25 protein-coding genes and 2 riboswitches are annotated in these 23,280 nt (G+C 69.3%); of the genes, 6 read left to right on the top strand and 19 right to left on the bottom strand.

All coding sequences use genetic code 11. From position 1 onward, the window contains the following. The first annotated feature begins 33 nt into the window (after window positions 1-33). From J2P76_RS18750 to J2P76_RS18740, 3 genes are read left to right on the top strand one after another with little or no spacing between them, the layout of a single operon-like run. A complete protein-coding gene (locus tag J2P76_RS18750; protein ID WP_207409371.1) occupies window positions 34-510 on the top strand; it encodes a hypothetical protein in 477 nt (158 codons plus the stop codon). Window positions 511-568: 58 nt separating this feature from the next. Beyond that, entirely contained in the window at window positions 569-1,183 is a 615-nt protein-coding gene (locus J2P76_RS18745; RefSeq protein ID WP_207409370.1) for a superoxide dismutase, read from the top strand. A 28-nt stretch (window positions 1,184-1,211) separates the two neighbouring features. Then, window positions 1,212-2,105 carry a ZIP family metal transporter gene (locus tag J2P76_RS18740; RefSeq protein ID WP_207409369.1) on the top strand — a complete coding sequence of 298 codons (894 nt, stop codon included), beginning with the start codon at window positions 1,212-1,214 and terminating at the stop codon, window positions 2,103-2,105. Between the two features lie 7 nt (window positions 2,106-2,112). Here the strand turns inward: J2P76_RS18740 and J2P76_RS18735 are convergent, their stop codons facing one another. From J2P76_RS18735 to J2P76_RS18705, 7 genes are read right to left on the bottom strand one after another with little or no spacing between them, the layout of a single operon-like run. Then, entirely contained in the window at window positions 2,113-2,730 is a 618-nt protein-coding gene (locus J2P76_RS18735; RefSeq protein WP_207409368.1) for a NapC/NirT family cytochrome c, read from the bottom strand. 13 nt (window positions 2,731-2,743) lie between these two features. Further along, window positions 2,744-3,199 (bottom strand): nitrate reductase cytochrome c-type subunit, encoded by a 456-nt coding sequence (locus J2P76_RS18730; RefSeq protein WP_207409367.1) that lies wholly within the window; start codon window positions 3,197-3,199, stop codon window positions 2,744-2,746. Between the two features lie 2 nt (window positions 3,200-3,201). Next, complete coding sequence (gene napH / locus J2P76_RS18725) at window positions 3,202-4,128, bottom strand: quinol dehydrogenase ferredoxin subunit NapH (protein WP_207409366.1); 927 nt, start codon at window positions 4,126-4,128, stop codon at window positions 3,202-3,204. Then, on the bottom strand, window positions 4,125-4,910 hold the full coding sequence (napG, locus tag J2P76_RS18720) for a ferredoxin-type protein NapG (protein ID WP_207409365.1): 786 nt from the start codon (window positions 4,908-4,910) through the stop codon (window positions 4,125-4,127). The genes napH and napG overlap by 4 nt, the downstream gene beginning before the upstream one ends. Window positions 4,911-4,945: 35 nt before the next feature. Further along, window positions 4,946-7,489: a nitrate reductase catalytic subunit NapA gene (gene napA, locus J2P76_RS18715; protein ID WP_207409364.1), complete on the bottom strand. Its 2,544-nt coding sequence runs from the start codon at window positions 7,487-7,489 to the stop codon at window positions 4,946-4,948. Next, the gene (locus J2P76_RS18710; protein WP_207409363.1) at window positions 7,480-7,782 is read right to left on the bottom strand and encodes a chaperone NapD; all 303 of its coding nucleotides are present in this window, start codon (window positions 7,780-7,782) and stop codon (window positions 7,480-7,482) included. The genes napA and J2P76_RS18710 overlap by 10 nt, the downstream gene beginning before the upstream one ends. Next, a complete protein-coding gene (locus tag J2P76_RS18705) occupies window positions 7,779-8,069 on the bottom strand; it encodes a 4Fe-4S dicluster domain-containing protein (RefSeq protein WP_207409362.1) in 291 nt (96 codons plus the stop codon). Before J2P76_RS18705 ends, J2P76_RS18710 begins: the two co-directional genes overlap by 4 nt. A gap of 198 nt (window positions 8,070-8,267) precedes the next feature. Continuing rightward, a riboswitch (glycine riboswitch) is annotated at window positions 8,268-8,366 on the top strand. A 34-nt stretch (window positions 8,367-8,400) separates the two neighbouring features. Next, window positions 8,401-8,517, top strand: a riboswitch (glycine riboswitch). An 82-nt stretch (window positions 8,518-8,599) separates the two neighbouring features. Between J2P76_RS18705 and gcvT the strand changes: the two genes are divergently transcribed. From gcvT to gcvP, 3 genes are all read left to right on the top strand, one after another. Further along, on the top strand, window positions 8,600-9,700 hold the full coding sequence (gene gcvT, locus J2P76_RS18700; RefSeq protein ID WP_207409361.1) for a glycine cleavage system aminomethyltransferase GcvT: 1,101 nt from the start codon (window positions 8,600-8,602) through the stop codon (window positions 9,698-9,700). A 62-nt stretch (window positions 9,701-9,762) separates the two neighbouring features. Beyond that, window positions 9,763-10,140: a glycine cleavage system protein GcvH gene (gcvH, locus tag J2P76_RS18695; RefSeq protein WP_207409360.1), complete on the top strand. Its 378-nt coding sequence runs from the start codon at window positions 9,763-9,765 to the stop codon at window positions 10,138-10,140. Window positions 10,141-10,203: 63 nt separating this feature from the next. Further along, window positions 10,204-13,077 (top strand): aminomethyl-transferring glycine dehydrogenase, encoded by a 2,874-nt coding sequence (gcvP, locus tag J2P76_RS18690; RefSeq protein ID WP_207409359.1) that lies wholly within the window; start codon window positions 10,204-10,206, stop codon window positions 13,075-13,077. Between the two features lie 18 nt (window positions 13,078-13,095). Here the strand turns inward: gcvP and ccmI are convergent, their stop codons facing one another. Genes ccmI through nirJ form a run of 12 tightly spaced genes read right to left on the bottom strand, consistent with a single transcriptional unit; the run spans window position 13,096 to window position 23,231 of the window. After that, complete coding sequence (ccmI, locus tag J2P76_RS18685) at window positions 13,096-13,944, bottom strand: c-type cytochrome biogenesis protein CcmI (RefSeq protein ID WP_207409358.1); 849 nt, start codon at window positions 13,942-13,944, stop codon at window positions 13,096-13,098. Continuing rightward, complete coding sequence (locus J2P76_RS18680; protein ID WP_207409357.1) at window positions 13,941-14,423, bottom strand: cytochrome c-type biogenesis protein; 483 nt, start codon at window positions 14,421-14,423, stop codon at window positions 13,941-13,943. Before J2P76_RS18680 ends, ccmI begins: the two co-directional genes overlap by 4 nt. Next, window positions 14,420-14,965, bottom strand: coding sequence for a DsbE family thiol:disulfide interchange protein (locus tag J2P76_RS18675; RefSeq protein WP_207409356.1), 546 nt, complete (start codon window positions 14,963-14,965; stop codon window positions 14,420-14,422). Before J2P76_RS18675 ends, J2P76_RS18680 begins: the two co-directional genes overlap by 4 nt. After that, the gene (locus J2P76_RS18670; protein ID WP_207409355.1) at window positions 14,962-16,929 is read right to left on the bottom strand and encodes a heme lyase CcmF/NrfE family subunit; all 1,968 of its coding nucleotides are present in this window, start codon (window positions 16,927-16,929) and stop codon (window positions 14,962-14,964) included. The genes J2P76_RS18675 and J2P76_RS18670 overlap by 4 nt, the downstream gene beginning before the upstream one ends. Further along, a complete protein-coding gene (gene ccmE / locus J2P76_RS18665; protein ID WP_207409354.1) occupies window positions 16,926-17,372 on the bottom strand; it encodes a cytochrome c maturation protein CcmE in 447 nt (148 codons plus the stop codon). Before ccmE ends, J2P76_RS18670 begins: the two co-directional genes overlap by 4 nt. After that, window positions 17,369-17,548: a heme exporter protein CcmD gene (ccmD, locus tag J2P76_RS18660; protein ID WP_207409353.1), complete on the bottom strand. Its 180-nt coding sequence runs from the start codon at window positions 17,546-17,548 to the stop codon at window positions 17,369-17,371. Before ccmD ends, ccmE begins: the two co-directional genes overlap by 4 nt. Next, window positions 17,545-18,300 (bottom strand): heme ABC transporter permease, encoded by a 756-nt coding sequence (locus tag J2P76_RS18655; RefSeq protein ID WP_207409352.1) that lies wholly within the window; start codon window positions 18,298-18,300, stop codon window positions 17,545-17,547. Before J2P76_RS18655 ends, ccmD begins: the two co-directional genes overlap by 4 nt. A 43-nt stretch (window positions 18,301-18,343) precedes the next feature. Then, window positions 18,344-19,015 (bottom strand): heme exporter protein CcmB, encoded by a 672-nt coding sequence (gene ccmB / locus J2P76_RS18650; RefSeq protein ID WP_207409351.1) that lies wholly within the window; start codon window positions 19,013-19,015, stop codon window positions 18,344-18,346. Further along, window positions 19,012-19,665, bottom strand: coding sequence for a cytochrome c biogenesis heme-transporting ATPase CcmA (gene ccmA, locus J2P76_RS18645; RefSeq protein ID WP_207409350.1), 654 nt, complete (start codon window positions 19,663-19,665; stop codon window positions 19,012-19,014). The genes ccmB and ccmA overlap by 4 nt, the downstream gene beginning before the upstream one ends. A 10-nt stretch (window positions 19,666-19,675) precedes the next feature. Further along, the gene (locus J2P76_RS18640) at window positions 19,676-21,163 is read right to left on the bottom strand and encodes a cytochrome D1 domain-containing protein (RefSeq protein ID WP_207409349.1); all 1,488 of its coding nucleotides are present in this window, start codon (window positions 21,161-21,163) and stop codon (window positions 19,676-19,678) included. Continuing rightward, window positions 21,154-22,020 carry a uroporphyrinogen-III C-methyltransferase gene (gene cobA / locus J2P76_RS18635; protein WP_207409348.1) on the bottom strand — a complete coding sequence of 289 codons (867 nt, stop codon included), beginning with the start codon at window positions 22,018-22,020 and terminating at the stop codon, window positions 21,154-21,156. The genes J2P76_RS18640 and cobA overlap by 10 nt, the downstream gene beginning before the upstream one ends. A gap of 23 nt (window positions 22,021-22,043) precedes the next feature. Next, window positions 22,044-23,231, bottom strand: a complete 1,188-nt coding sequence (nirJ, locus tag J2P76_RS18630; RefSeq protein ID WP_207409347.1) for a heme d1 biosynthesis radical SAM protein NirJ — start codon at window positions 23,229-23,231, stop codon at window positions 22,044-22,046. Window positions 23,232-23,280: the final 49 nt, after the last annotated feature.

Raw genomic sequence — 23,280 nt, 5'->3', positions numbered from 1 at the left:
CTTTCGCCGCCGAATCTCTTACGGGGAACCGCGATGGTCCAGATACAGCCCCTGTCCACTGCCGCCGCACCGCCTGCCGCCGATCGCTGCCTGGACGCCTGGCAGCGCGCCACGCTGCGCGGCAACCGGGCCCTGCAGCGCGGCGATGCCGCCGCCGCGCTGGCACAGTACCGCGCGGCGCTGAGCCTGGCCGATGCCTTGCCGGGCCGCGCGGCCGATGCCGACGCCGCCGTGGCGGCGCTGGTGGTGTCGCACCACAATCTGGCCGAGCTGCACCAGCGGGCGGGGCGTGCCGACCTGGCTGGCGCGCATGTCTGCCGGGCACACGAGTTGCTGCATGAAATGGCTGTCGATGCCGCGCTCGATCCTGCCTGGCGCGCGGCGGCGTGGCAGCACGGCCGCGTCACGTATGCCGAGCTGGCGCTGTTTCTGCGGCGGTATCCCGGCCATGAGCGCGCCCGCCGCGCTGCCGCGCTGCCCTGGCACGCCATCGCCGAATCGCGCCATTGAGCCCGCCGGTACCGATATCCCGAATCGCTTCCGTGGGAAGCCCGAACAGGAGATTTGCATGCCCTATACCTTGCCCGATCTGCCTTATGCGTACGATGCGCTGGAGCCGCACATCGATGCGCTGACCATGGAAATCCACTACACCAAGCACCACCAGACGTACATCAACAACCTGAATGCCGCCCTGGACGGCGCCGGGCTGCCGTCCGACGAGCCGGTCGAGGCGCTGGTGGCCCGCATCGACACCTTGCCCGAGTCGGTGCGCGCGGCGGTGCGCAACAACGGCGGCGGCCATGCCAACCACAGCCTGTTCTGGACAGTGATGTCGCCCCAGGGCGGCGGCAAGCCGCAGGGCAGCCTGGCCGCCGCCATCGACGCCGAGCTGGGCGGCCTGGAGGCATTTCGCGAGGCCTTCACCAAGGCGGCCCTGACACGCTTCGGCAGCGGCTGGGCCTGGCTGAGCGTGACGCCGCAGGGCAAGCTGGTGGTGGAAAGCAGCGCCAACCAGGACAGCCCGCTGATGCAGGGCAACACGCCCGTGCTGGGTCTGGACGTGTGGGAACACGCGTACTACCTGAAGTACCAGAACCGCCGCCCCGAGTACATCGGCGCGTTCTTCAATGTGATCGACTGGGCCGAAGTGGCGCGCCGCTACGAGGCCGCCAGGGCCTGACACTCAATCGTTCGACCGGCCAGCCAGATTGAACACGTTCAGCCGCCACCGCGTTCACCCGCCCGCCACCAGCATCAGCGTCTGGACGCTGGCCGTGCTGGTGGCATGCCTGGGAGCGCACGCCTTGTGGGCCTACCTGATCCCGCGCGCGCCCCATGTGGCCGATGCACTGGCCGGCGGGCTGCTGGCCGCCGGGGCCACCGCCCTGGGCACCGTGCCGGTGATGTTCTCGCAGACGCTGCCCGAGAAAGTGCAGGACACCATGTTCGGCTTCGGCGCGGGCGTCATGCTGGCGGCCTGCGCCTTTTCGCTGGTGGCGCCGGGCATCGCGGCGGCCGGCGAACTGGGCCACGGGCCCTGGGGCGCCGGCCTGGTCGTGGGCGCGGCGGTGCTGCTGGGCGCGGCCGCGCTGCTGCTGATGGACCGGCTGCTGCCGCACGAGCATTTCATCAAGGGCAAAGAAGGCATCGAAGTCCATCGCCTGCGCCGCACCTGGCTGTTCGTGTTCGCCATCGTGCTGCACAACCTGCCCGAAGGCCTGGCGATCGGGGTGGGGTATGTGGGCAACGACCCGCTGCGCGGCAGCGCGCTGGCCACGGGCATCGCCATCCAGGACGTGCCCGAGGGCCTGGTGGTGGCGCTGGCGCTGCTGGCGGTGGGCTACCGCCGCAGCTTCGCGGTGGCCCTGGGCATGCTGTCCGGCCTGGTCGAACCGGCGGGTGCCGTGCTGGGCGCCCTGGTGGTGGGCTGGTCGGCGGCGCTGCTGCCCTGGGGCCTGGGCTTCGCCGCGGGCGCCATGCTGTTTGTCATCAGCCACGAGATCATTCCCGAATCGCACCGCAAGGGGCACGAGGTATATGCCACATGCGGGCTGATGATCGGCTTCGTGCTGATGATGCTGCTGGACACCGCGCTGGGGTAGGCGCGGCTCAGTCAGGGTGCAGCGCCTGCGCCGGGATGGCGTGCGGTCTGGGTTGCCCCACCGACTGGTCCACCGCCGGCAGGCTGTGGGCGATGCCCTTGTGGCAGTCAATGCAGGCCTGGCCTTCCTGCAGGCCTTGCTGGTGCATGCGCGCCGAGCGCGGGCTCTGGCCGGTGTAGTCGAAGTAGCCGTAGTCGTGGCAGTTGCGGCATTCCCGCGAATTGTTCGCCTTCATGCGGCGCCATTCGTTTTGCGCAAGCCGCGCGCGCCGGGCTTCGAATTTCTCGGGGGTGTCGACGGTGCCCAGCATGTGATGCAGCAGCTCGTTGGACGCGTACAGCTTGCGCAGCATCTTCGGCCCCCATTCTTTGGGCACGTGGCAGTCCGAGCACACGGCGCGCACGCCGGTGCGATTGGAATAGTGCACGGTGTTGCGGTATTCCTGGTAGACGTTCTGGTTCATTTCATGGCACGAAATGCAGAAGGCTTCGGTGTTGGTCCATTCCATGACCGTATTGAAACCGCCCCAGAATACGATGCCCAGCGCGAACGCCAGCCCCAGTCCGCTGAAGGCCAGGGCCCAGGCTCGGCGCGACAGGGTCTTGATCCATTTGATCGGGTTCATGATGCATGCTCGCTCAGTTCAGGCCTTCGACGCGCTGGAAGGTGTTTTCGACCAGCGGCTTGGCATCGCTTTGGGTGACGTGGCACTGCATGCAGAAATAGCGTGCCGGGCTGACCGACGACAGTTCGCGGCCCTGTGCGTCGCGGAAGTGCGTGACGGATATCTTGGGTGAGTTGGTGGCCTGCGCGCGGCCCCACGAATGGCAATCGAGGCATTTGTTGAATTTCAGCGTCACGGGGTAGTTGCTGCTGGCGTGCGGCACCAGCGGCGGCTGCTGCACGAAGTCGCGCGGCAGCGTGGCGCCCGCGTCGAGTTCCTGGCGATAGTGGCCGGCTGCGTGCCCGGCGCTGCCGACGCTGCCCTGGCGCAGGCTCTGGACCGTGGACGGGTCGTCGGCCAGGGCTGGCGGCATGCCGATCATCAGGCCCGCGAGCAGGCCGAGGGCGGTCTTGTACAAGGCGCGTTTCATGATTAACTCCTGTGGCGGAACCGGTGGCTCATACGGAACACCTGTTGGGGGCAGACGTCGATACAGCGGCCGCAAGTGGTGCAGTCGGCGTCGAGGATGACGGGGTGGCTCTGGCCAGCCGCCTTGAGGGCGGGGCGGATGACCTGCGGTTCGGGGCAGACGCTGTAGCAGTCCATGCAGTCGTCGCAGGCCTCGCGGCCCGCGGCATTCACGCGCAGCAGCGCGCGCCGGCCCAACAGGCCGTAGAACGCCCCCACCGGGCATACATGGCCGCACCAGCCGCGCGGCGCCACCAGCAGGTCGTACAAGAAAATGCCCAGCACCAGCGCCCATACGGCGCCGAAGCCGAACACCAGCGCGCGATGCAGCAGCGAGACCGGATTGACCCATTCCCAGGCGATGGTGCCGGTGGCGGCCGACGCCAGCAGGGTGCCGGCCAGCAGCCACAGCCGCAGCGATTTGGGCGGCGTGCGCCCGGGCGGGCGCAGCCTGAGCCGGCGGCGCAGCCAGGCCGCGGTGTCGGTGACGATGTTGACGGGGCACACCCAGGAGCAATACAGCCGTCCGCCCAGCAGCAGGTAAAAGCCCAGCACCAGGCCGGCGCCCAGCACGGCCGTGCCCAGCGGCACGTGGCCCGCGAACAGGCTTTGCAGCAGTTGGTACGGATCGGTCAGCGGCAGCCAGTCGAGCGTCAGGCTGGACGACAGGTTGCCCTTCACGGGCCACCAGGCCTGGCCCAGCAGGCCCCGGTGCGCCAGCCACACAGTGGCCGGGCCGACCAGGAACAGCGCCAGCAGGCCGGCCTGTACGGCGCGCCGCAGCAGCAGCCAGCGATGGGCGCGCAGCCAGCCCTTGCCGGCAATGGCGGCGGCGGTGGGGTTGCGGCCCGCGACGTTCGGGCGCCGGGGTTTGGCGGGAAGGGCATTCATGGCTGGCCACCGGTATCAGGAATGACGGGAACGTCGTCCAGGCCGCGCACGGGCAGGCGGATCTGTTCGCCGATGACCGAGCCGCCGGCCTTCTCGGCTTCTTCCCAGCCTTTGCGGTAATGGCCGGCGGCCGAGCCCTGCGCCAGCGGGTGCGGCAGCACCTTGATGGCCGAGGCGCCGGGCAGCACGCAGCTGCGCTCGCACTTGCCGCAGCCGGTGCAGCGGTCGGAATGCACGGTGGGCAGCAGCATGGCGTGGCGGTCGGACCTGGGGTTGTGCTGCCGTTCGAGCGTGATGGCTTCGTCGATGAGCGGGCACACGCGATAGCAGACGTCGCAGCGCAGCCCCTGGAAGTTCAGGCAGGTTTCCTGGTCGATGAGCACGGCCAGGCCCATGCGGGCATCTTCGATGCGGGTCAGGTCGTGGTCCAGCGCGCCGGTGGGGCAGGCCGGTACGCAGGGGATGTCTTCGCACATTTCGCAGGGCACGCTGCGCGCATCGAAGTAAGGCGTGCCGGACGGAATGGGCTGGCCCAGGGTGGCCAGCTTCAGGGTGTCGTAGGGACAGGCGCGCACGCACAGCCCGCAGCGCACGCATGCGGCCAGGAACTCGTCTTCGGCCAGCGCGCCGGGCGGACGCAGGGCAGTGGCCGGCAGCGAGCCGGCCTGCCTGGTGTACAGGCCCAGGCCCAGCGCCACGGCGCAGGCGCCGCCGATGGCGGCCGCCGAATGCTGCAGAAACTGGCGGCGGCCGGGCGGTTTGTCGGGGGTGGGGTCTGTCATGGCGGGTCTGCAAAGCGCGATGGGGCGGCGTGGATTCAGGCCTTTTGCACCTTGACGGCGCATTTCTTGAAGTCGGTTTCTTTGGACAGCGGGCAGGTGGCGTCCAGCGTAAGCTTGTTGACCAGCCGGCCTTCGTCGAAGAACGGCATGTACACCAGCCCGCGAGGCGGCTTGTTGCGGCCGCGCGTTTCCAGGCTGGCAAGCACCTCGCCGCGGCGCGACGTGATCTTGCATTGCATGCCGCGCTGCAGGCCGCGCTGCCCGGCGTCGTCGGGGTGCATGAACAGCACCGCCTCGGGCACGGCGCGGTGCAGCTCGGGCACGCGCCGCGTCATCGAGCCCGTGTGCCAGTGTTCAAGCACGCGCCCGGTGCACAGCCAAAGGTCGTAATCCTGGTCGGGCACTTCGGCCGGCGGCTGGTAGGGCAGGGCGAAGATGTTGGCCCGCCCGTCTTTATTGCCGTAGAAGCGGACGCCCTCGCCCGGCTTGACGTACGGGTCGTAGCCTTCGCGGAAGCGCCACAGGGTTTCCTTGCCGTCGACCACCGGCCAGCGCAGTCCGCGCGCCCGGTGGTACAGGTCGAAGTCGGCCAGGTCGTGGGCGTGGCCGCGGCCGAATTGCGCGTACTCCTCGAACAGGCCTTTTTGCACATAGAAGCCGAAGTGCTGCGATTCGTCGTTCATGTAGCCGTCGATTGCATGCTGGTTGACGGCCGCCACATCGGCCAGCGGGTAGCGGTTGGCCACACCGTTGGCATAGAGCACGTCGTAAAGCGTCTTGCCGCGGTATTCGGGCTTTTTGTCGAGCAGTTCCGCCGGCCATACTTCTTCCACCTTGAAGCGCTTGGCGAATTCCAGGTATTGCCACAGGTCGGACCGCGACTGGCCCGGCGCCTTGACCTGCTGGCGCCAGAACTGGGTGCGGCGCTCGGCGTTTCCGTAGGCGCCTTCTTTCTCGACCCACATCGCCGTGGGCAGGATCAGGTCGGCCGACAGCGCCGATACTGTGGGATAAGGGTCGGACACCACCACGAACGCTTCCGGGTTGCGCCAGCCGGGGTAGATTTCATCGTTGATGTTCGGGCCGGCCTGCATGTTGTTGGTGGTGGACGTCCAGTAGCACTTGAGCTTGCCGTCTTTCAGCGCGCGGCTCTGCGCCACGGCATGCAGGCCCACCTTGGCGGGAATGGTGCCTTCGGGAAGCTGCCACAAGTCTTCGGCGATCTTGCGGTGCGCGGGGTTGCCGACCACCAGGTCGGCCGGCAGGCGGTGCGCGAAGGTGCCCACTTCGCGCGCGGTGCCGCAAGCCGACGGCTGGCCCGTCAGCGAGAACGGGCCGCAGCCCGGCTCGGAAATCTTGCCGGTCAGCAGGTGCACGTTGTAGATCATGTTGTTGACCCACGTTCCGCGCGTATGCTGGTTGAAGCCCATCGTCCAGAGCGACATGATCTTTTTGGAAGGGTCGGCGTACAGTTCGGCCAGGCGCTGCAGTTTTTCGGCGGGCACGCCCGACAGCCTGGCGGTGTAGTCCAGCGTGTAGGTGGAGACGAACGCGGCGAAGTCTTCAAAGGTGGCCGGCCTGGCGGCGCCGGGGTCGCCCTTGGGCGCGCCGTCGGCGCCGGGATAGCCGTTCGCGCTGGCCGACTGTTCGCGCGGATCGTTCGGCCGCAGGCCGTAGCCGATGTCGGTGGCGCCGACCTTGAAGTTGACGTGCCGCTCGACGAACTCGCGGTTGACCTTGCCGTTCTGGATCAGGTAGTTGCACAGGTAGTTCAGGATGGCCAGGTCGGTTTGCGGCACGAAGATCATGCCGTTGTCGGCCAGCTCGAAGCTGCGGTGCTCGAAGGTGGACAGCACGTGTACTTCGCTGCCGGCGTGCGTCAGGCGGCGGTCGGTGATGCGGCTCCAGAGGATGGGGTGCATTTCGGCCATGTTCGAGCCCCACAGCACGAAGGCATCGGCGTGCTCGATGTCGTCGTAGCAGCCCATGGGTTCGTCGATGCCGAAGGTGCGCATGAAGCCCACCACCGCGCTGGCCATGCAGTGGCGCGCGTTGGGGTCGAGGTTGTTGCTGCGAAAGCCCGCCTTGTACAGCTTCGAGGCCGCGTAGCCTTCCCAGATGGTCCATTGGCCCGAGCCGAACATCGCGATGGCGTCGGGGCCGCCGGCGGCGAGCGCCTGCTTCCACTTTTGCGCCATGATGTCGAAGGCTTCGTCCCAGCTGACCGGCGTGAATTCGCCGTTCTTGTCGTAAACGCCGTCTTTCTTGCGCAGCATGGGCCGCGTCAGGCGGTCGGCGCCGTACATGATCTTGGACAGGAAGTAGCCCTTGATGCAGTTCAGCCCGCGGTTGACCGGCGCTTCGGGGTCGCCCTGGGTGGCCACGACGCGATCGTTCTGCACGCCCACCAGCACGGAGCAGCCGGTGCCGCAGAAGCGGCATGGCGCCTTGTCCCAGCGCACCTGCAGCGTGGGGCTGCCGGCCTGCGCCAGGGCCGCGGCCGGCAGGCTCATGCCGGCGGTGGCGGCCGCGGCGGCCACGGCGTTGGTCTTGATGAATTCGCGTCGGTTCAATGACATGATGGAGCTCCCTGTGCCGGGGGTCGGTGGGGGGATGGCGGCTGGCTGGCGGACGGTGGATCGTCTTCACCGTATTCGTAGGCCAGGGTGGCCGACAGTACGTATGGAACTTTGTGGGCGGCCAGGATCGAGTCGGCGGTGCTGTAGCCCGGGCCGTCCTCGACCGTGACGATGAGTTTTCCGGTGGCCGCGTCGCGCGCGTGCACTTGCACGCCCGGAATGCCGGCGAGTGCGCTTTCGGCCGCGGACAGGCTGTGCGGGGCGATGCGCATGACCAGGCTGACGATCCTCATGGGGCCTCCGGAATCAGCGCGGCCGCCGGACAGGCTGGCAGGCAGTCGCCGCAGCCGGTGCAGCGCCCGGCATCGATGTGCGGGCGCGCGGGGCCGCCCGGCTGGGGGCGAAAGAAGATGGCGCCGACGCCGCAGGATTCGCTGCACAGGCGGCATTCGATGCCGCGGCGGGCCAGGCAGGCCGTCGTGACCCGGGCGCGCCATGGCCGGCCTTGCGCGGCCAGGGGCCCGAAGTGGGTTGGACCGGGCTTGCGGCCGGTGAGCAACTGGCGCCGTGTGAATCCCATGGCAGAAATCCCTTAAAACCTGTAGGGAATTATGGGTATTGAGGCCCGGCCTGCCTCTTGACTGCAGTCAAGGGGGCTGGCGCGGCGTTGACAGGCGTCAACCCCGCGGCCCGGTACAGGCGGCCGGGCCGGCCGTCCACCCGGGCAAGCGACAACTTTGCCGGGCCGGGCTTTCGATGTATGCTTCACGCCGCTGTCATGCATGTCGCGGGAGAGAGCGGCCTGGGTCTACGCAGGCCGCCGCCGAAGGCGCAATTCGCCCGGAATCGCTCAGGTAACCCATACCGCGCTGCATCAGCCCCTGGTTCCGGCCTTCGCGCCGGGCGGGCTGAAACAGCACTCTGGAGAGACCTGGCGCCATGGTGTTACCGTGCGCAGCCCAGGCGCCGAAGGTGCAAACCCGCGCTTGCGCGGGGCAACTCTCAGGCAAAAGGACAGAGGGGCGGAAAATCCAGCTGGCTCTGGCGCTTTCCGCTTCCAGGCCGGCATATTCCGTAACCCTGGCGATGCCGCCGCACCGGAGCCCGTCCATGTCCGCCTCCCTCAAACGCACTCCACTGGCCGACGCCCACGTCGCGGCCGGCGCCCGCATGGTCGATTTCGGCGGCTGGGACATGCCGCTGGCCTACGGCTCGCAGCTCGAAGAACACCACGCGGTGCGCCGCGACGCCGGCATGTTCGACGTATCGCACATGCTCAATGCCGATGTCTGCGGGCCGGATGCCGCCGCGTTCCTGCGGCGCCTGGTGGCCAACGACGTGGCCAGGCTCACGGTGCCCGGCAAGGCGCTGTACACGTGCATGCTCAACCCCCAGGGCGGCATCATCGACGACCTGATCGTCTATTTCTTCGCCATCGACCAATGGCGCGTGGTGGTCAATGCCGCCACGGCCGACAAAGACATCGCCTGGATGCGGCGCGTGGCTGCCGCCGGCCGGTTCGACGTGGCCATCACGCCGCGCCGCGACCTGGCCATGGTGGCCGTGCAGGGCCCCAACGCCCGCGCCAAGGTATGGGCCGCCCGGCCGGCCTGGCAGGCCGCCACCGAGCCGCTGACGCCCTTCGTGGCGGCCCAGGTGGCCGACGGCGCGCTGGTGGCGCGCACCGGCTACACCGGCGAAGACGGTTTCGAGATCGTCCTGCCGGCCGACCAGGTCGTGGCCCTGTGGAACGACCTGCTCGCCCAGGGCGTGCGCCCGTGCGGGCTGGGCGCGCGCGACACGCTGCGCCTGGAGGCCGGCATGAACCTGTACGGGCAAGACATGGACGAGCTCACCCAGCCCGACCAGGCCGGCCTGAGCTGGACGGTATCGCTGAAAGACCCCGAGCGCCGTTTCGTGGGGCGCGATGCCCTGGAACAGTTCGCCGCGCCCTGCGGCTTCGTCGGCCTGAAGCTGCAAGAGCGCGGCGTGATGCGCGCCCACATGGCCGTGCACACCGCCCAGGGCGACGGCGAAACCACCAGCGGCACCATGTCGCCCACGCTGGGCGTGTCGGTGGCGTTTGCCCGCGTGCCCACGGGCGTGCAGCCCGGCCAGACGGTCGAAGTCGATATCCGCGGCAAGCGGGTGCCCGCCCTGGTATGCAAATTGCCGTTCGTGCGCCATGGCAAGGCGGTCGAACACTCGTAAACTGCCACCATGCGCCGGCAGGGGTGCCGGCGCGTGCGCGCAATTCCATCCTAGGAGCTTCCATGAGCCTGCCCACCGACCGCAAGTACACCGAGTCCCATGAATGGGTCAAAGCCGAGGGCGACGTGTTCGCCGTTGGCATCACCGATAACGCCCAGGAACAGCTGGGCGACCTCGTCTTCGTCGGCGACGTCAGCGTCGGCGCCAAGCTCAAGGCCGGCGCCACGGCCGGCGTGGTCGAATCGGTCAAGGCCGCTTCCGACATCTACGCGCCCGTGTCGGGCGAAATCGTGGCGTTCAACGACGAGCTCGAAAGCACGCCCAACCTGATCAACGAATCGGCCTTCTCTACCTGGATCTTCAAGATCAAGCCGGACAACGCGGCCGACGTCGACAAGCTGCTGGACGCAGCCGGCTACGAAGCCGTCGCCAACGGCTGACCTGGCCGACGCCGCGCGGGCGCCTCGCCCGCGCGGCCATTTTTCCGCACCCGAGACACCCCCATGCCGCGCGCCCTAGACCCCCACACCGATTTCATTCCCCGCCATATCGGCCCCACCGCGGCCGACCAGGACAAAATGCTTGCGGCCATCGGCTGCGGCAGCCTCGATGCCCTGCTGCAGGAAGTCGTGCCGCCCGCCATCCGCAGCCAGGGCCCGCTGGCGCTGCCCGCTTCGCGCAGCGAACCCGACGTGCTGGCCGACCTGAAGGCCGTCGCCGGGCGCAACCGCGTCTACCGCAACTACATCGGCCAGGGCTACTACGGCACGCATACGCCCAACGTGGTGCTGCGCAACGTGCTCGAGAACCCCGCCTGGTACACGGCCTATACGCCGTACCAGCCCGAGATCTCGCAGGGCCGGCTCGAAGCCCTGCTGAACTACCAGACGATGGTGGCCGACCTGACCGGGCTGGACATCTCCAACGCGTCGCTGCTGGACGAGGGCACTGCCGCGGCCGAGGCCATGACGCTGGCGCGGCGCGGCTCGAAGTCGGCCAGCCGGGTGTTCTTCGTGTCGGCGCACTGCCACCCGCAAACCATCGAAGTGGTGCGCACGCGCGCCGAGGGGCTGGGCATCGAGATCGCGCTGGGCGACGAGTCGCAGGGCCTGCCCGACTGCTTCGGCGTGCTGCTGCAATACCCGCACAGCCTGGGCGGCGTGGCCGACTACCGCGCGCTGGCCGAGGCCGCGCATGCGCAGGGCGCGGTGGTGGCCTGCGCCACCGACCTGCTGGCCCTGGCGCTGCTGGCGCCGCCCGGCGAATGGGGCGCCGACATCGCCATCGGTTCGTCGCAGCGCTTCGGCGTGCCGTTCGGCTTCGGCGGCCCGCACGCCGGCTTCATGGCCTGCAAAGACGCCTACAAGCGCAACATGCCGGGCCGCCTGGTGGGCGTCTCGAAAGACGCGCAGGGCAACCCGGCGCTGCGGCTGGCGCTGCAGACCCGCGAACAGCACATCCGCCGCGAGAAGGCCACGTCCAATATCTGCACCGCCCAGGTGCTGCTGGCCGTGATGGCCGGGCTGTACGCCGTGTGGCACGGCCCGGACGGCATCCGCCGCATCGCCACCCGCGTGCAGCGCTACACGGCGATCTTGCGCGCCGCGCTGGGGCAGCTGGGCATCAAGGTGGTCAACGACACATTCTTCGACACGCTGCTGCTGGAAACCGGCGCGGCCACGCCGGCCATCGCGGTGGCCGCCGACTGCGAGCGCATCAACCTGCGCCGCGTCGACGGCGCGCGCCTGGCGGTGTCGCTGGATGAAACCGTGACGGCCGCCGACCTGCAGGCCCTGGTCAACGTATTCGCGGCCGGCCTGCAGAAAGACGACGTGGCGCTCGACCTCGACGCGCAGGATGCGGCCGCCGCCGGCGGCATTCCCGCGGCGCTGCGGCGCCAGGGCGCCATCCTGGCGCATCCGGTGTTCTCCAGCATCCAGTCCGAGACCGACATGCTGCGCTACCTGCGCAAGCTGGCCGACAAAGACCTGGCGCTCGACCGCAGCATGATCCCGCTGGGCTCGTGCACCATGAAGCTGAACGCCACGGCCGAGATGATCCCCATCACCTGGCCCGAGTTCGCGCTCATCCATCCGTATGCGCCGGCCGACCAAAGCGCCGGCTACCGCGAACTCATCGACCGCCTGTCGGCGGCGCTGTGCGAAATCACCGGCTACGACGACATCAGCCTGCAGCCCAACTCCGGCGCGCAGGGCGAATACGCCGGCCTGTTGGCCATCCGCGGCTATCACCGCGCCAACGGCCAGGCGCAGCGCAATGTGTGCCTGATCCCGGCCTCGGCGCACGGCACCAACCCGGCGTCGGCGCAACTGGCCGGCATGGATGTGGTGGTGGTGGCGTCCGACGCCAACGGCAACGTCGACCTCGCCGATCTGCGCGCCAAGCTGGCCCAGGTGGGCGACCGTCTGGCCGCGCTGATGATCACTTATCCGTCCACGCATGGCGTGTTCGAAGAATCGATCACCCAGATCTGCGAGCTGGTACACCAGGCCGGCGGCCAGGTGTACCTGGACGGCGCCAACATGAATGCCATGGTGGGCGTGGCCCGCCCCGGACAGTTCGGCTCCGACGTGTCGCACCTGAATCTGCACAAGACGTTCTGCATTCCGCATGGCGGCGGCGGGCCGGGCGTGGGGCCGGTGGCGGTACGCTCGCACCTGGCGCCCTTTTTGCCGGGCGTGCTCAATGCGCAGGGCAAGCTGGGCGGAGACGCCGATGTGGGCCCGGTGTCGGCAGCGCCGTTCGGGTCGGCCGGCATCCTGCCCATTTCGTACGCCTACATCGCCCTGATGGGCGCCGACGGCCTGCGCCGCGCCACCGAAGTGGCCATCCTGAACGCCAACTACGTGGCCGCGCGCCTGCGCGACCACTACCCGGTGCTGTATGCCGGCCGCAACGGCCGCGTCGCGCACGAGTGCATCCTGGATGTGCGCCCGTTGAAAGACAGCAGCGGCGTCAGCGCCGAAGACATCGCCAAGCGCCTGATCGATTACGGCTTCCATGCGCCCACCATGAGCTTCCCGGTGGCCGGCACGCTGATGGTCGAACCCACCGAGTCCGAGGGCCTGGCCGAGCTCGACCGTTTCGTCGACGCCATGATCGCCATACGCGAAGAGATTGCGCAGATCGAACGCGGCGACCGCGACCGCGACGACAACGTGCTGAAGAACGCCCCGCATACGGCCCAGATGCTGCTGGCCGAAGACTGGCTGCACGATTATCCGCGCCAGCAGGCCGCGTATCCGGTGGCCTCGCTGCGCGACGCCAAGTACTGGCCGCCGGTGGCGCGGGTCGACAACGCTTACGGCGACCGCAACCTGGTGTGTGCCTGCCTGCCGGTCGAAGCCTACGCCTGAGCGATTGCCGCAAGGGCATCAGCGCGCCGGCGCGGCAGCAGCCGCGTCCAGCGCGCGGGCCCGTGCGATGCCGCTCATGACGGTGTCGCGCATGGGGTCGCCGGCGGGCAGGGCAGCCGCCAGGCGTTCCCAATAAACCACGGCTTGCGCGTAGCGTCCGCCTTCGAACGCGGCCATGCCGGCCAGCGTCAGGCTGGCCGCCTCTTCAGGGTCGCCGGACAGCGCTTCGTCGACCAGGGCCTGCAGCTGCGGCGTCCATTGCTGGTGGCCGGCAAAGTACAGGGCCTGGGCCCAGTGGCCCAGCCATTCGGGCGGGCGGTTTGCGCGGATGGCGGCTTGTTCGAAGGCCGCCGCCGCATCGGCCCAGCGGTCCTGGGCCATGTAGGTGCGGCCCAGAAAGAACCAGGCGTCGGGCGCATCGGGCGTCGCCGCCAGCGCGGCTTCCAGGCGTGCGGTCATGCGTTCCAGGCTTTCGCCGGTGTGGCCGGCATACTGGCGCGCCTGCACCACCTGATCGAGAGAACCCCAATGCCAATACAGCGCGCCGGCCCCCAGCGGCACCAGTATGGCCGCGGCCAGCGCCAGGGCCATGCCCGGTTTGCCGCGCGCGGCGCCGGCGGGCCCGTCGGGGCTGTCGGCCAGCAGGGTGCGCGCCGCTTCGGCGCGGCCGGCCTCGAGCTGCGCCGGGGTCAGCAGGCCGGACTGGTGCTGGGCCTGCAGCGCCTGCAGGCGCTCTTGGTAAAGCGCCACGTTCAGCGCCGCGCGGTCGGCATCGGCTGCCGGGCCGGGCGCCCGCAGCAGCGGCACCAGCACGAATGCCATGGCCACGGCCAGCAGCAGCGCGGCAGGCAGCCAGAAATCGATCATGGCGCGGTTCCGTTGTCGCGGCTGGCGCGCAGCAGGCCGGCCAGGCGCCGACGTTCGTCGTCTGAAAGCGCGGCGGCGTCGGCCCGTGCGCGGCGCCCGCGCAAGACCAGGACGCCCACCAGGCCTGCCCCGGCCGCCAGCAGCGCCGCCGGCCCGATCCAGAGCACGGCGGTGCGCGTGTCGAGAGGCGGGCGGTACAGCACGAAATCGCCGTAGCGCGCCACCATGAAGTCGATGATCTGTTCATCGCTGCGGCCTTCGCGCAGCATGCGGTGGACTTCGCGGCGCAGGTCGTTGGCGATGGGCGAATTCGAATCGGCAATGTTCTGGTTCTGGCACTTGGGACAGCGCAGCACCTCGGCCAGGTGCCGATAGCGGGCGCGCTGGGCTTCGCTGTCGAATTCATGGATATCGATCGCGGCGCGGCCCGGGCCGGCCAGCAGGCAGCCCAGCATGGCGGCAGCCAGCAGGCGTTTCATCGGGCCGCCTCGTCGAGCAATTGCCGGTAGAGCGGCTCGATCCTGTCGCGCCAGACGTCGTCGTCGATGACGCCGACGAACTTGTCGCGGACGACGCCCCGCGCATCGATGATGAAGGTTTCGGGGGCGCCGTACACGCCCAGGTCCAGGCCCAGCGTGCCGGCAGCGTCTTCGATGTTCAGGCGGTACGGGTTGTGCAGCGTGCGCAGCCAGCGCTGCGCCGCGGCGCGGTCGTCTTTGTAGTTGACGCCGTGGATCACCACGCCTGCCCGGGCCAGCCGGTTCAGCACGGGGTGTTCCTGCCGGCATGACGGGCACCAGGTGGCCCACACGTTGACCAGCGCCGGCGTGCCCAGGATGTCCTGGCGCGTCAGGGGGCTGTCGCCGCCGTCGCCGCCGAGCGAGGGCAGGGCGAAGTCGGGGAAGGCCTTGCCCACCAGGGCCGACGGCAGCCGCGCCGGGTCGAGAAACAGGCCGCGGTAGAGCAGCGCCGCGATGCCCAGGAACAGAACCAGCGGCAACAGGCGCAACAGGCGCTTCATGGCGGCCCTCCGGCAGGTGTGGGCCGGGCGCCGGCAGTGGCGCGGCGGCGGTAGCGCCGGTCGGATGCCGCCACCAGGCCGCCCAGGGCCATCAGCAGCGCGCCCAGCCAGATCCAGCGCACGAAGGGCTTGATGTGCACGCGCACGGCCCAGGCGCCGTTCTCGAGCGGTTCGCCCAGGGCGGTGAACAGGTCGCGCGTGAAGCCTGCCGCGATGCCGGCTTCGGTCATGGCGGTCTGCTGCACGCTGTACACGCGCTTTTCAGGATGCAGCATGGCAATCTGCCGCCCCTTGTGCAGGACGCGCATGCTGCCGCGCTCGGCGACGAAGTTGGGCCCGTGATGGGGCGTCGTGCCTTCGAACACGAACTGGTAGCCGCCCAGTTCGACGGCATCGCCGGGCGCCATGCGCAGGTCGCGCTCGAGGCTGCCCACGCTGTTGAACACCACGCCCAGCGCGCACACGGCCAGGCCCAGGTGGGCCAGTTGCATGCCCCAGTAGCTGCGCCCCAGCGCCGGCAGGCCGCGCAGCCGCCCCAGATGCCGGGTTTTGTCGAGAATGTCGCGCAAGGCGCCCAGCACGATGCCTGCGGCCAGCAGGCTTACGGCCGCCACCGCCCAGCGCGAAGCGCTGGCCAGCGCGGCCGCGCCGGCTGCCAGCAGCAGGCTGGCCGCGAGCACGGGCGCCAGCATGCCCGCCAGCCAGCGCGGCGGCGTGTTTTTCCAGCGCGCCGCCACGCCCACCGTGGTGGCCGCCATCAGCAGCGCCATCAGGGGAACGAACAGGGCATTGAAATAAGGCGGCCCGACCGACAGCTTGGCGCCGGTGAGCGCATCCAGCACCAGCGGATACAGCGTGCCCAGCAGGATCGTGGCCGCCGCCACGGAAAGCAGCAGGTTGTTGACCAGCAGCAGGGTCTCGCGCGACCATGCGCCGAAGCCGGCCGAGCCGGCCATGGCGGGCGCGCGCAGCGCGTACAGGGCCAGCGAGCCGCCCACCACCAGCAGCAGGAAGCACAGGATGAACACGCCGCGCGCCGGGTCGGTGGCAAAGGCATGCACCGAGGTCAGCACCCCCGAGCGCACCAGGAACGTGCCCAGCAGGCTGAGCGAGAACGCGGCAATGGCCAGCAGCACCGTCCAGCTTTTGAAAACGCCGCGCTTTTCAGTGGCGGCCAGGGAATGGATCAGGGCCGTGCCCGCCAGCCACGGCATGAACGAGGCGTTCTCGACCGGGTCCCAGAACCACCAGCTGCCCCAGCCCAGCTCGTAGTAGGCCCACCATGACCCCAGGGCGATGCCCAGGCCCAGGAACGCCCATGCGATCAGTGTCCAGGGCCGCGACCAGCGCGCCCACGCCGCATCGAGCCGGCCGTCGAGCAGGGCGGCGATGGCGAAGGCGAAGGCCACCGAGAAACCGACATAGCCCATGTAGAGCATGGGCGGGTGCACGATCAGGCCGAAGTCCTGCAGCAGCGGATTGAGATCGTTGCCGTCGGCCGGCGCGTCGGGCAGCAGGCGTTCGAAGGGGTTGGAGGTGGCGATGAGAAACAGCAGGAAGCCGACGCTGATCATGCCCATGACCGCCAGCACGCGGGCCAGCATGGTGCGGGGCAGCTGGCGCGAGCCCGCGCCCACGGCGCACGACCAGCCGGCCAGCATCAGCGCCCACAGCAGCAGCGAGCCTTCGTGCGCGCCCCATATGGCGCTGAGCTTGTAGTACCAGGGCAGGGCGCTGTTGGCGTTGCGGGCGACATAGGCCACCGAGAAATCGTCGGCCAGGAAGGCATGCGCCAGGGCCGCGAAGGCCAGCAGCAAAAAGGTGAACTGGCCCCAGGCGGCCGGCGCGGCCAGCGCCATCCAGCGCGCGTGGCCGCGCCATGCGCCGGCCAGCGGCAGGCTGGCCTGCACCATGGCCAGGCACAGGGCCAGGGCCAGCGACAGCAGGCCTAGCTCGGGGATCATGGGCGGGGCTCCGCCGCTGCCGCGCCCTGCTTCAGCGCGTGGGCGGCTTCGGGCGGCATGTAGTTCTGGTCGTGCTTGGCCAGCACTTCGTCGGCCTGCAGCGTGCCCTGGGCGTCGAGCCGGCCCAGGGCGACGATGCCCTGGCCTTCGCGGAACAGGTCGGGCAGGATGCCCTCGTAGCGCACCGGAACCTGGTGGGCGCCGTCGGTGATGCCGAACTGCACGGCCAGGCTGCCCGGGGCGCGGCGCAGCGACCCGTCCAGCACCAGCCCGCCGGCGCGTATGCGCGTGTGCAGCGGCGCTTCGCCGGCGGCGATCTGGCTGGGCGAGTAGAACAGGTTGATGTTCTGCTGCAGGGCCGCCAGGGCCAGCGCCACCGCGGCGGCCAATCCGCCTGCCAGGGCGGCCAGCATGGCCAGCCGCTTCTTGCGCAGCGGGGTCATCGCGGCGCCTCGCGGCGCAGGCGGCGCGCCAGGGATTTCAGGTAGCGGCGCCGCGCCAGCAGCGGCAGCAGCGCATTCCAGGCCAGCAGCGCCACGCACAATGCGTAAGAAGCCCAGACATAGGCGCCATGGCCGCCCATGGCCAGAAAGTCGTGGAGCGAAGCAAAGGGAGTCATGCGGGGCCTTTCAGCAGGCGGGTGATTTCCTGGCCGGCCCAGCGCGCGTCGGCTTCACGCCTGAGCACTTCGAGCCGCATGCGCAACAGCAGCACCGTGCCGAAGAAGCAATAGAAGCCCAGCACCGCCAGCATCAGCGGCAGCCACATCTGCGGCGGCATGGCCGGCTTCTGGGCCAGCGAGAACGTGGCGGGCTGGTGCAGGGTGTTCCACCAGACGACCGAATACTTGATGATGGGGATGTTCACCACCCCCACCACGGCCAGCAGCGCACAGGCGCGCGCCGCGTTCTGGCGGTGGGCAATGGCCTGCCCCAGCGCGATGATGCCGAAGTACAGGAACAGCAGGATCAGCATCGAGGTCAGGCGCGCGTCCCAGACCCAGTAGGTGCCCCAGGTGGGCTTGCCCCACAGCGCGCCGCTGGCCAGGGCGATCACGGCCATCCAGGCCCCGATGGGCGCGGCCTGCTGCAGGGCCACGTCGGCCAGCTTGATCTTCCAGACCAGGCCGGCCACGCCCGCCGCGGCCAGCATGACGTAGATGGATTGCGCCAGCATGGCGGCCGGCACGTGCACATAGATGATGCGGAAGCTGTCGCCCTGCTGGTAGTCGGGCGGCGCGAAAGCCAGGCCCCAGGCCAGGCCCGCCGCGATCAGCACGACGCTGGCGCCGGCCAGCCAGGGCAGGCAGCGCCCGCTGATGCGGTAGAACCACTTGGGCGAGCCCCATCGATGCAGCCAGGCGAGGCTCATGGCGAGGGCCCGTCAGCTGTGGCCGCGCGCGGGACGGGCGGCGTCATTCGCCGGCGCTGATGGACAGGCCCGCGGCGATGGCGTAGGGGGCCAGGGCAAGCGCCAGCGCGGCCAGGCAGCCCAGCCACAACAGGTGGCCGGCGGCGGGCAGGCCCTGCAGCACGGCCTGCAAGGCCCCGCTGCCCAGGATGAGCACCGGGATGTACAGCGGCAGAATGAGTAGCGCCAGCAGCAGCCCGCCCCGGCGCAGGGCGACGGTAAGCGCCGCGCCCACGGCGCCCAGCAGGCTGAGTACCGGCGTGCCCAGCAGCAGCGATGCCATCAGCACGGGCAGGCACCTGGCGGGCAGGCCGAGCATCAGGGCCAGCAGCGGCGCCAGCACCACCAGCGCCAGGCCGCTGCACAGCCAGTGCGCCAGCACTTTGGCCAGCACCAGCACGGGCAGCGGATGCGGCGACAGCAGCCATTGTTCGAGGGAGCCGTCGTCGAGGTCGGTACGGAACAGGCTGTCGAGCGACAGCAGTACCGCCAGCAGCGCCGCCACCCACAGAATGCCGGGGGCCATGCGCTGCAGCAGCTGGCTTTGCGGCCCGACCGCCAGCGGAAACAGGGCGATGACCAGAGCGAAGAAGACCAGGGGATTGGCGAGTTCTGCAGGACGGCGGCATAGCAAATTCAGCTCACGAATGAATAAGAGAATAAATATCCTGCTCATGCGGCGTACTGTCCGAGATCAAGCTCGCGGTAGGCGGATGGCCGGTGCGCCAGCCGGTGATGGCTGGTCAGCACGGCGATGCCGCCGCGCGCGCAATGGCCGGCCAGATGTTGTTCGAGCTGCATCACGCCCTGCTGGTCGAGCGCGGTAAAGGGCTCGTCCAGAATCCACAGCGGCGCGCTGCCGGGCAGGTACAGCCGCGCCAGGGCCACGCGCCGCTGCTGTCCGGCCGACAGGGTGTGGCACGGAACGTCCTCGAAGCCGCGTAGCCCGGCTGCCTCGAGCGCCCGCCAGCTGTCGGCGCGCGATACCGGCGCATGCAGAGCGCTCAGCCACGACAGGTTCTCGTGCGCGGTCAGCAGGCCCTTGATGCCGGTGGCATGGCCGATCCACAGCAGGCGGCGGCCCGCGGGGCCATGCCATTGCACGCTGCCGGCGGCCGGCCGCATCAAGCCGGCCAGCAGCCGCAGCAGGCTGGTCTTGCCGCTGCCATTGGGGCCGCTGACCTGCAGCATGTCGCCCGGGCGCAGCTGCAGGTGCAGGCGCCTGAACAGCCGCCGCTCGCCGCGTTCGCAGGCCAGGCCCGCGGCGGTAAGCGCCGGCGCCGTGGCGGCGTGCGTGTCGAGTCGTGCGGCGCAGCGGGCTTGCATGGTGCGGGGTTCAGTGGGACGTGCCTTCGGCGTATTCGATCTTGTTGCCCACGTTGTACTTGCCGGACGGCTTGTTCATCGGGATACGCTTGATTTCCCGCAAGGTGAGGCTGTCGTAGACGATCAGCGCGCCGTCGTGGTCCCAGACGCTGAGCAACAGATGGCGCCCGTCGCGGGTGAACTCGACGTGGGCGGCGTTTTTGCCGGGCATGGGCCGCAGCGTGCGGGCGATGGCCAGCGTCTGCTTGTCGATCAGGTGCACCGCGTCGTTGTGGGGGCCGAAGAAGACGTCGGTCCAGGCGTAGGGCGAGTTGCGGTGGCTGCGCATGAAAAACCCGGGGCCTTCGGTGGGTATTTCCTTGATCAGTTTCCAGGTGCGCAGATCGAGCACCGAAATCAGCCCCTGGCTGATGTTGGGCGTGGCGAACACCCAGTCGTTGCCGCGCTGCCAGTAGATGCCCGAGCCCAGGTGCGGCATGCCCGGCAGGGCGATGTCGTTGACGGCTTCGCCGCTGTTCAGGTCGATGACCTGGCCGCCATGCGCCTTGCGCGAGGTGGCCAGCAGATAGTGATAGTCGGGCGTGAAGGAAAAGTCGTCGAGGAAATCGCGGGCCGGGATCCGGCGCGGGATGAAGTCGGGCTGGCCCGCATAGGACAGCTCCCAGACTTCCTGGACGTCTTTCAGGGCAACCACGAAGCTTTGCCGCGGCGGCGCCGTATACACCGCGCTGACACGCGAGGGCATGCCGTCGGCCGGCGGTGTGGCGATGCGGCCTGCCAGCGACAGGTCGCGGGCGTCGAGCAGCACCAGCCCGCCGGGCAGGTAGTTGCCGACCAGTACCCAGCGGCCGTCGCTGCTGACGGCCAGATTGCGCGTGTTCAGCCCGGCCCGTATTTCGGCCAGCATGGTCAGGTTGTGCAGGTCGTAGAGGCTGACCCAGCCATCGCGCGAGGCGAAGTACACAAAGCGCCCATCGGGCGAGAACTTGGGTCCGCCATGCAGGGCGAAGTGGGACGGAAACCGCGCCAGCGGCTCGAAGCGGTCGCCGTCCAGGATGACCACGTGATGATTGCCGGCTTCGACCACGACGAACAGGTTGAGCGGATCGGCGCCGTGCTGCGGGGTGGCCGGCAGCGTATTCGGGTCGGCCAGTTGCCGGTGGCTGGCGCGGATGTCGGTGTCGGTCCAGGTGGGAGGCGTAGCGGGCGGCTGGTACAGGTAATCGGCCAGGGCGTCGATCTGGGCTGCGTCGAGCACCTGCGCGAAGCCCGCCATCTGGCTGGCCGGGCGGCCTTGCCGGATGGTTTTCAGCGCCTCGGCGCGCTTGATGCGCGCCAGGCTTTCGGGCAGCAGCGCCGGCCCGGTGCCGCCCAGGCGGTCGGCGCCATGGCAGCTTTGGCAATGTTGCCGATAAAGCTGCGCCGCGTCTTGCGCCAGGGCGGCGCCAGCCAGCAGCCAGGCCGCCAAGGGCAGCAGCAGGCGGGGACTCAGCCGCATAGCTGTTCCCGCGCGGCGGGCACCGGCCGCGGATTGGCCCGCAATCTGCCCGGATGTTCGACTTCGCGATCGTCCAGCAGGCTGACGACGCGCCCGACGATGGTCAGGGTGGGAGTGCCCAGGCGATGGCTGCGCGCCGCGCCGGCCAGGCTGCGCAGCGTGCCGCGCACGGTGCGCTGGTCGTGGCGGGTGCCGTTGGCTACCAGCATGGCGGGCGTATCGGCGGGCCGGCCGGCGGCGATGAGCTGGCGCGAGATTTCATCGAGGCTGGCCAGGCCCATGTAGAACACCAGGGTGCAGCCCGGGTCGGTCATGGTGTGCCAGGGCAGCGCCAGCGTGCCGTTGCCCTGCGCGTGGCCGGTAATGAACTGGCACGAATGCGCCAGGCCCCGGTACGTGAGGGGGATGCCGGCGTAGGCGGTGCAGCCCGAGGCCGCGGTCACGCCCGGCACCAGCTGGCAATCGACGCCGTGGGTCAGCAGGAAATCGATCTCTTCGCCGCCGCGGCCGAAAATGAAAGGGTCGCCCCCCTTCAGGCGCGCCACCCGCATGCCGTGCCGGGCCAGCCGCAGCAGCAGTTCGTTGATTTCGTCCTGGGGCAGGCTGTGGCGGCCGCTGGCCTTGCCCACGTAATAGTGGCGACAGGAGCCGGGCAGCAGGTCGAGCAGCGCCTGGCTGACCAGGCGGTCGTAGACCAGCGCATCGGCCTGCAGCAGCAGGCTCCAGGCCGCCACGGTAAGCAGGCCCGGGTCGCCCGGGCCTGCGCCGATCAGGGCGACTTCGCCAGGGCGGAACAGGCGCTGCAGCGCGGCAGGCAGGGTGATCGGGTGGGGCAGGACGCAATCGGGAAGTGTCATGTTGGCAAGCTGGGTGTGGGGCATCAGGCCGGCTGCCCGGCCGGCGCGGGCACGTGGATGGGGGCCTCGATTTCGGCGTCGCTGAGGTGGCAGCCGGGGTCTGCGCCCCACAGATCGCCCGCCGCCCAGGCGCGTGTGCGGGTGTTGCCGTTGCAGATGGGCAGCCAGTGGCAGCCTGCGCAGCGCCCGCCCACGGAACGAGGGTGCTGGCGCAGCTGCAGCAGCAGGGGGTGGGGGCGGCCGATCCAGATGTCGCGAAAGGACTGGCGCCGCACATTGCCCACCTGGTGCTGCCACCAGTAGGTATCGGGGTGTACGTCGCCGGTGTTGTCGATGTTGGCGATGCCGTTGCCCGAAGCGTTGCCGCCCCAGGCTCGCAGCATGCGTTCCAGCCGCGCGGCGTGCTGCGGCACACGCCGGCGTACCCAGTGCAGCAGCAGGATGGCATCGGCATCGTTGTTGCCGGTGACGAAATCGGTATCCAGGCCGGCGCCGATATCGGCCCAGGCGCGTTCGAACAGCAAGTGCACCGCGTCGCGCGTCATCTGGCGATGCGCGTCGAACTTCCTGCTGCGCCTGCCCCGGCCGCTGTAATTAAGATGAGACAGATAGAACTTCTGCACGCCGTGGTCGTGCATCAGGCTGAGAATGGCCGGCAGCTGTTCGCTGTTGTGCTGGGTGAGAGTGGTGCGCAGGCCCACACGGATGCCATGCTGGCGGCACAGATCGATGGCGTGCATGGCCGCGGCAAAGCTGCCCGGCATCTGTCGCCATGCATCGTGGACGTCCTGCAGACCGTCCACGCTGATGCCCACATAGTCGAATTGCGCTGCCGCGACCTGTTCGATGTTGTGCGCGTTGATCAGGGTGCCGTTGCTGGACAGGGCTACGAAGAAACCTTGCGCGCGGGCATGGCCCGCCAGCTGGAAGAGATCGGTGCGCAGCAAGGGTTCGCCGCCGGACAGGATGAGTATGCGCACGCCGGCGGCGTGCAGGTCGTCGATGACGCGCAGCGCTTCGCTGGTGCCGAGTTCATTGCGGAACGGGCTGTCGGCCGAAGTGGCGTAGCAGTGCTTGCAGGTCAGATTGCAGCGCCTGAGCAGGTTCCAGATGACGACGGGCGGGCGCTGGGCGGGCGTGACAGGAGCGCCAGGTGCCGGCGCGGCCTCCGGTTGGGCAAGGGCGCGCAGGTAATGGCTGATTCTCAACATGGGGATTCTCTGGATGCGGCGGGCTGGCAATCGGCCCGGCTGATGCATG

The organism is Bordetella petrii (assembly GCF_017356245.1).
GTDB classification, from domain to species: domain Bacteria; phylum Pseudomonadota; class Gammaproteobacteria; order Burkholderiales; family Burkholderiaceae_B; genus Bordetella_A; species Bordetella_A petrii_D.
Note: the sequence above shows the minus strand (reverse complement) of the source record. Positions and strands in the feature narration are given on the sequence as shown.

Excerpts from the sequence above, each read along its gene's own strand:
- J2P76_RS18750 (WP_207409371.1), top strand. The coding sequence starts at position 34 with ATGGTCCAGATACAGCCCCTGTCCACTGCCGCCGCACCGCCTGCCGCC.
- J2P76_RS18745 (WP_207409370.1), top strand. The coding sequence starts at position 569 with ATGCCCTATACCTTGCCCGATCTGCCTTATGCGTACGATGCGCTGGAG.
- J2P76_RS18735 (WP_207409368.1), bottom strand. The coding sequence starts at position 2,730 with ATGAACCCGATCAAATGGATCAAGACCCTGTCGCGCCGAGCCTGGGCC.
- J2P76_RS18730 (WP_207409367.1), bottom strand. The coding sequence starts at position 3,199 with ATGAAACGCGCCTTGTACAAGACCGCCCTCGGCCTGCTCGCGGGCCTG.
- napH (WP_207409366.1), bottom strand. The coding sequence starts at position 4,128 with ATGAATGCCCTTCCCGCCAAACCCCGGCGCCCGAACGTCGCGGGCCGC.
- napG (WP_207409365.1), bottom strand. The coding sequence starts at position 4,910 with ATGACAGACCCCACCCCCGACAAACCGCCCGGCCGCCGCCAGTTTCTG.
- napA (WP_207409364.1), bottom strand. The coding sequence starts at position 7,489 with ATGTCATTGAACCGACGCGAATTCATCAAGACCAACGCCGTGGCCGCC.
- J2P76_RS18710 (WP_207409363.1), bottom strand. The coding sequence starts at position 7,782 with ATGAGGATCGTCAGCCTGGTCATGCGCATCGCCCCGCACAGCCTGTCC.
- J2P76_RS18705 (WP_207409362.1), bottom strand. The coding sequence starts at position 8,069 with ATGGGATTCACACGGCGCCAGTTGCTCACCGGCCGCAAGCCCGGTCCA.
- gcvT (WP_207409361.1), top strand. The coding sequence starts at position 8,600 with ATGTCCGCCTCCCTCAAACGCACTCCACTGGCCGACGCCCACGTCGCG.
- gcvH (WP_207409360.1), top strand. The coding sequence starts at position 9,763 with ATGAGCCTGCCCACCGACCGCAAGTACACCGAGTCCCATGAATGGGTC.
- gcvP (WP_207409359.1), top strand. The coding sequence starts at position 10,204 with ATGCCGCGCGCCCTAGACCCCCACACCGATTTCATTCCCCGCCATATC.
- ccmI (WP_207409358.1), bottom strand. The coding sequence starts at position 13,944 with ATGATCGATTTCTGGCTGCCTGCCGCGCTGCTGCTGGCCGTGGCCATG.
- J2P76_RS18680 (WP_207409357.1), bottom strand. The coding sequence starts at position 14,423 with ATGAAACGCCTGCTGGCTGCCGCCATGCTGGGCTGCCTGCTGGCCGGC.
- J2P76_RS18675 (WP_207409356.1), bottom strand. The coding sequence starts at position 14,965 with ATGAAGCGCCTGTTGCGCCTGTTGCCGCTGGTTCTGTTCCTGGGCATC.
- J2P76_RS18670 (WP_207409355.1), bottom strand. The coding sequence starts at position 16,929 with ATGATCCCCGAGCTAGGCCTGCTGTCGCTGGCCCTGGCCCTGTGCCTG.
- ccmE (WP_207409354.1), bottom strand. The coding sequence starts at position 17,372 with ATGACCCCGCTGCGCAAGAAGCGGCTGGCCATGCTGGCCGCCCTGGCA.
- ccmD (WP_207409353.1), bottom strand. The coding sequence starts at position 17,548 with ATGACTCCCTTTGCTTCGCTCCACGACTTTCTGGCCATGGGCGGCCAT.
- J2P76_RS18655 (WP_207409352.1), bottom strand. The coding sequence starts at position 18,300 with ATGAGCCTCGCCTGGCTGCATCGATGGGGCTCGCCCAAGTGGTTCTAC.
- ccmB (WP_207409351.1), bottom strand. The coding sequence starts at position 19,015 with ATGAGCAGGATATTTATTCTCTTATTCATTCGTGAGCTGAATTTGCTA.
- ccmA (WP_207409350.1), bottom strand. The coding sequence starts at position 19,665 with ATGCAAGCCCGCTGCGCCGCACGACTCGACACGCACGCCGCCACGGCG.
- J2P76_RS18640 (WP_207409349.1), bottom strand. The coding sequence starts at position 21,163 with ATGCGGCTGAGTCCCCGCCTGCTGCTGCCCTTGGCGGCCTGGCTGCTG.
- cobA (WP_207409348.1), bottom strand. The coding sequence starts at position 22,020 with ATGACACTTCCCGATTGCGTCCTGCCCCACCCGATCACCCTGCCTGCC.
- nirJ (WP_207409347.1), bottom strand. The coding sequence starts at position 23,231 with ATGTTGAGAATCAGCCATTACCTGCGCGCCCTTGCCCAACCGGAGGCC.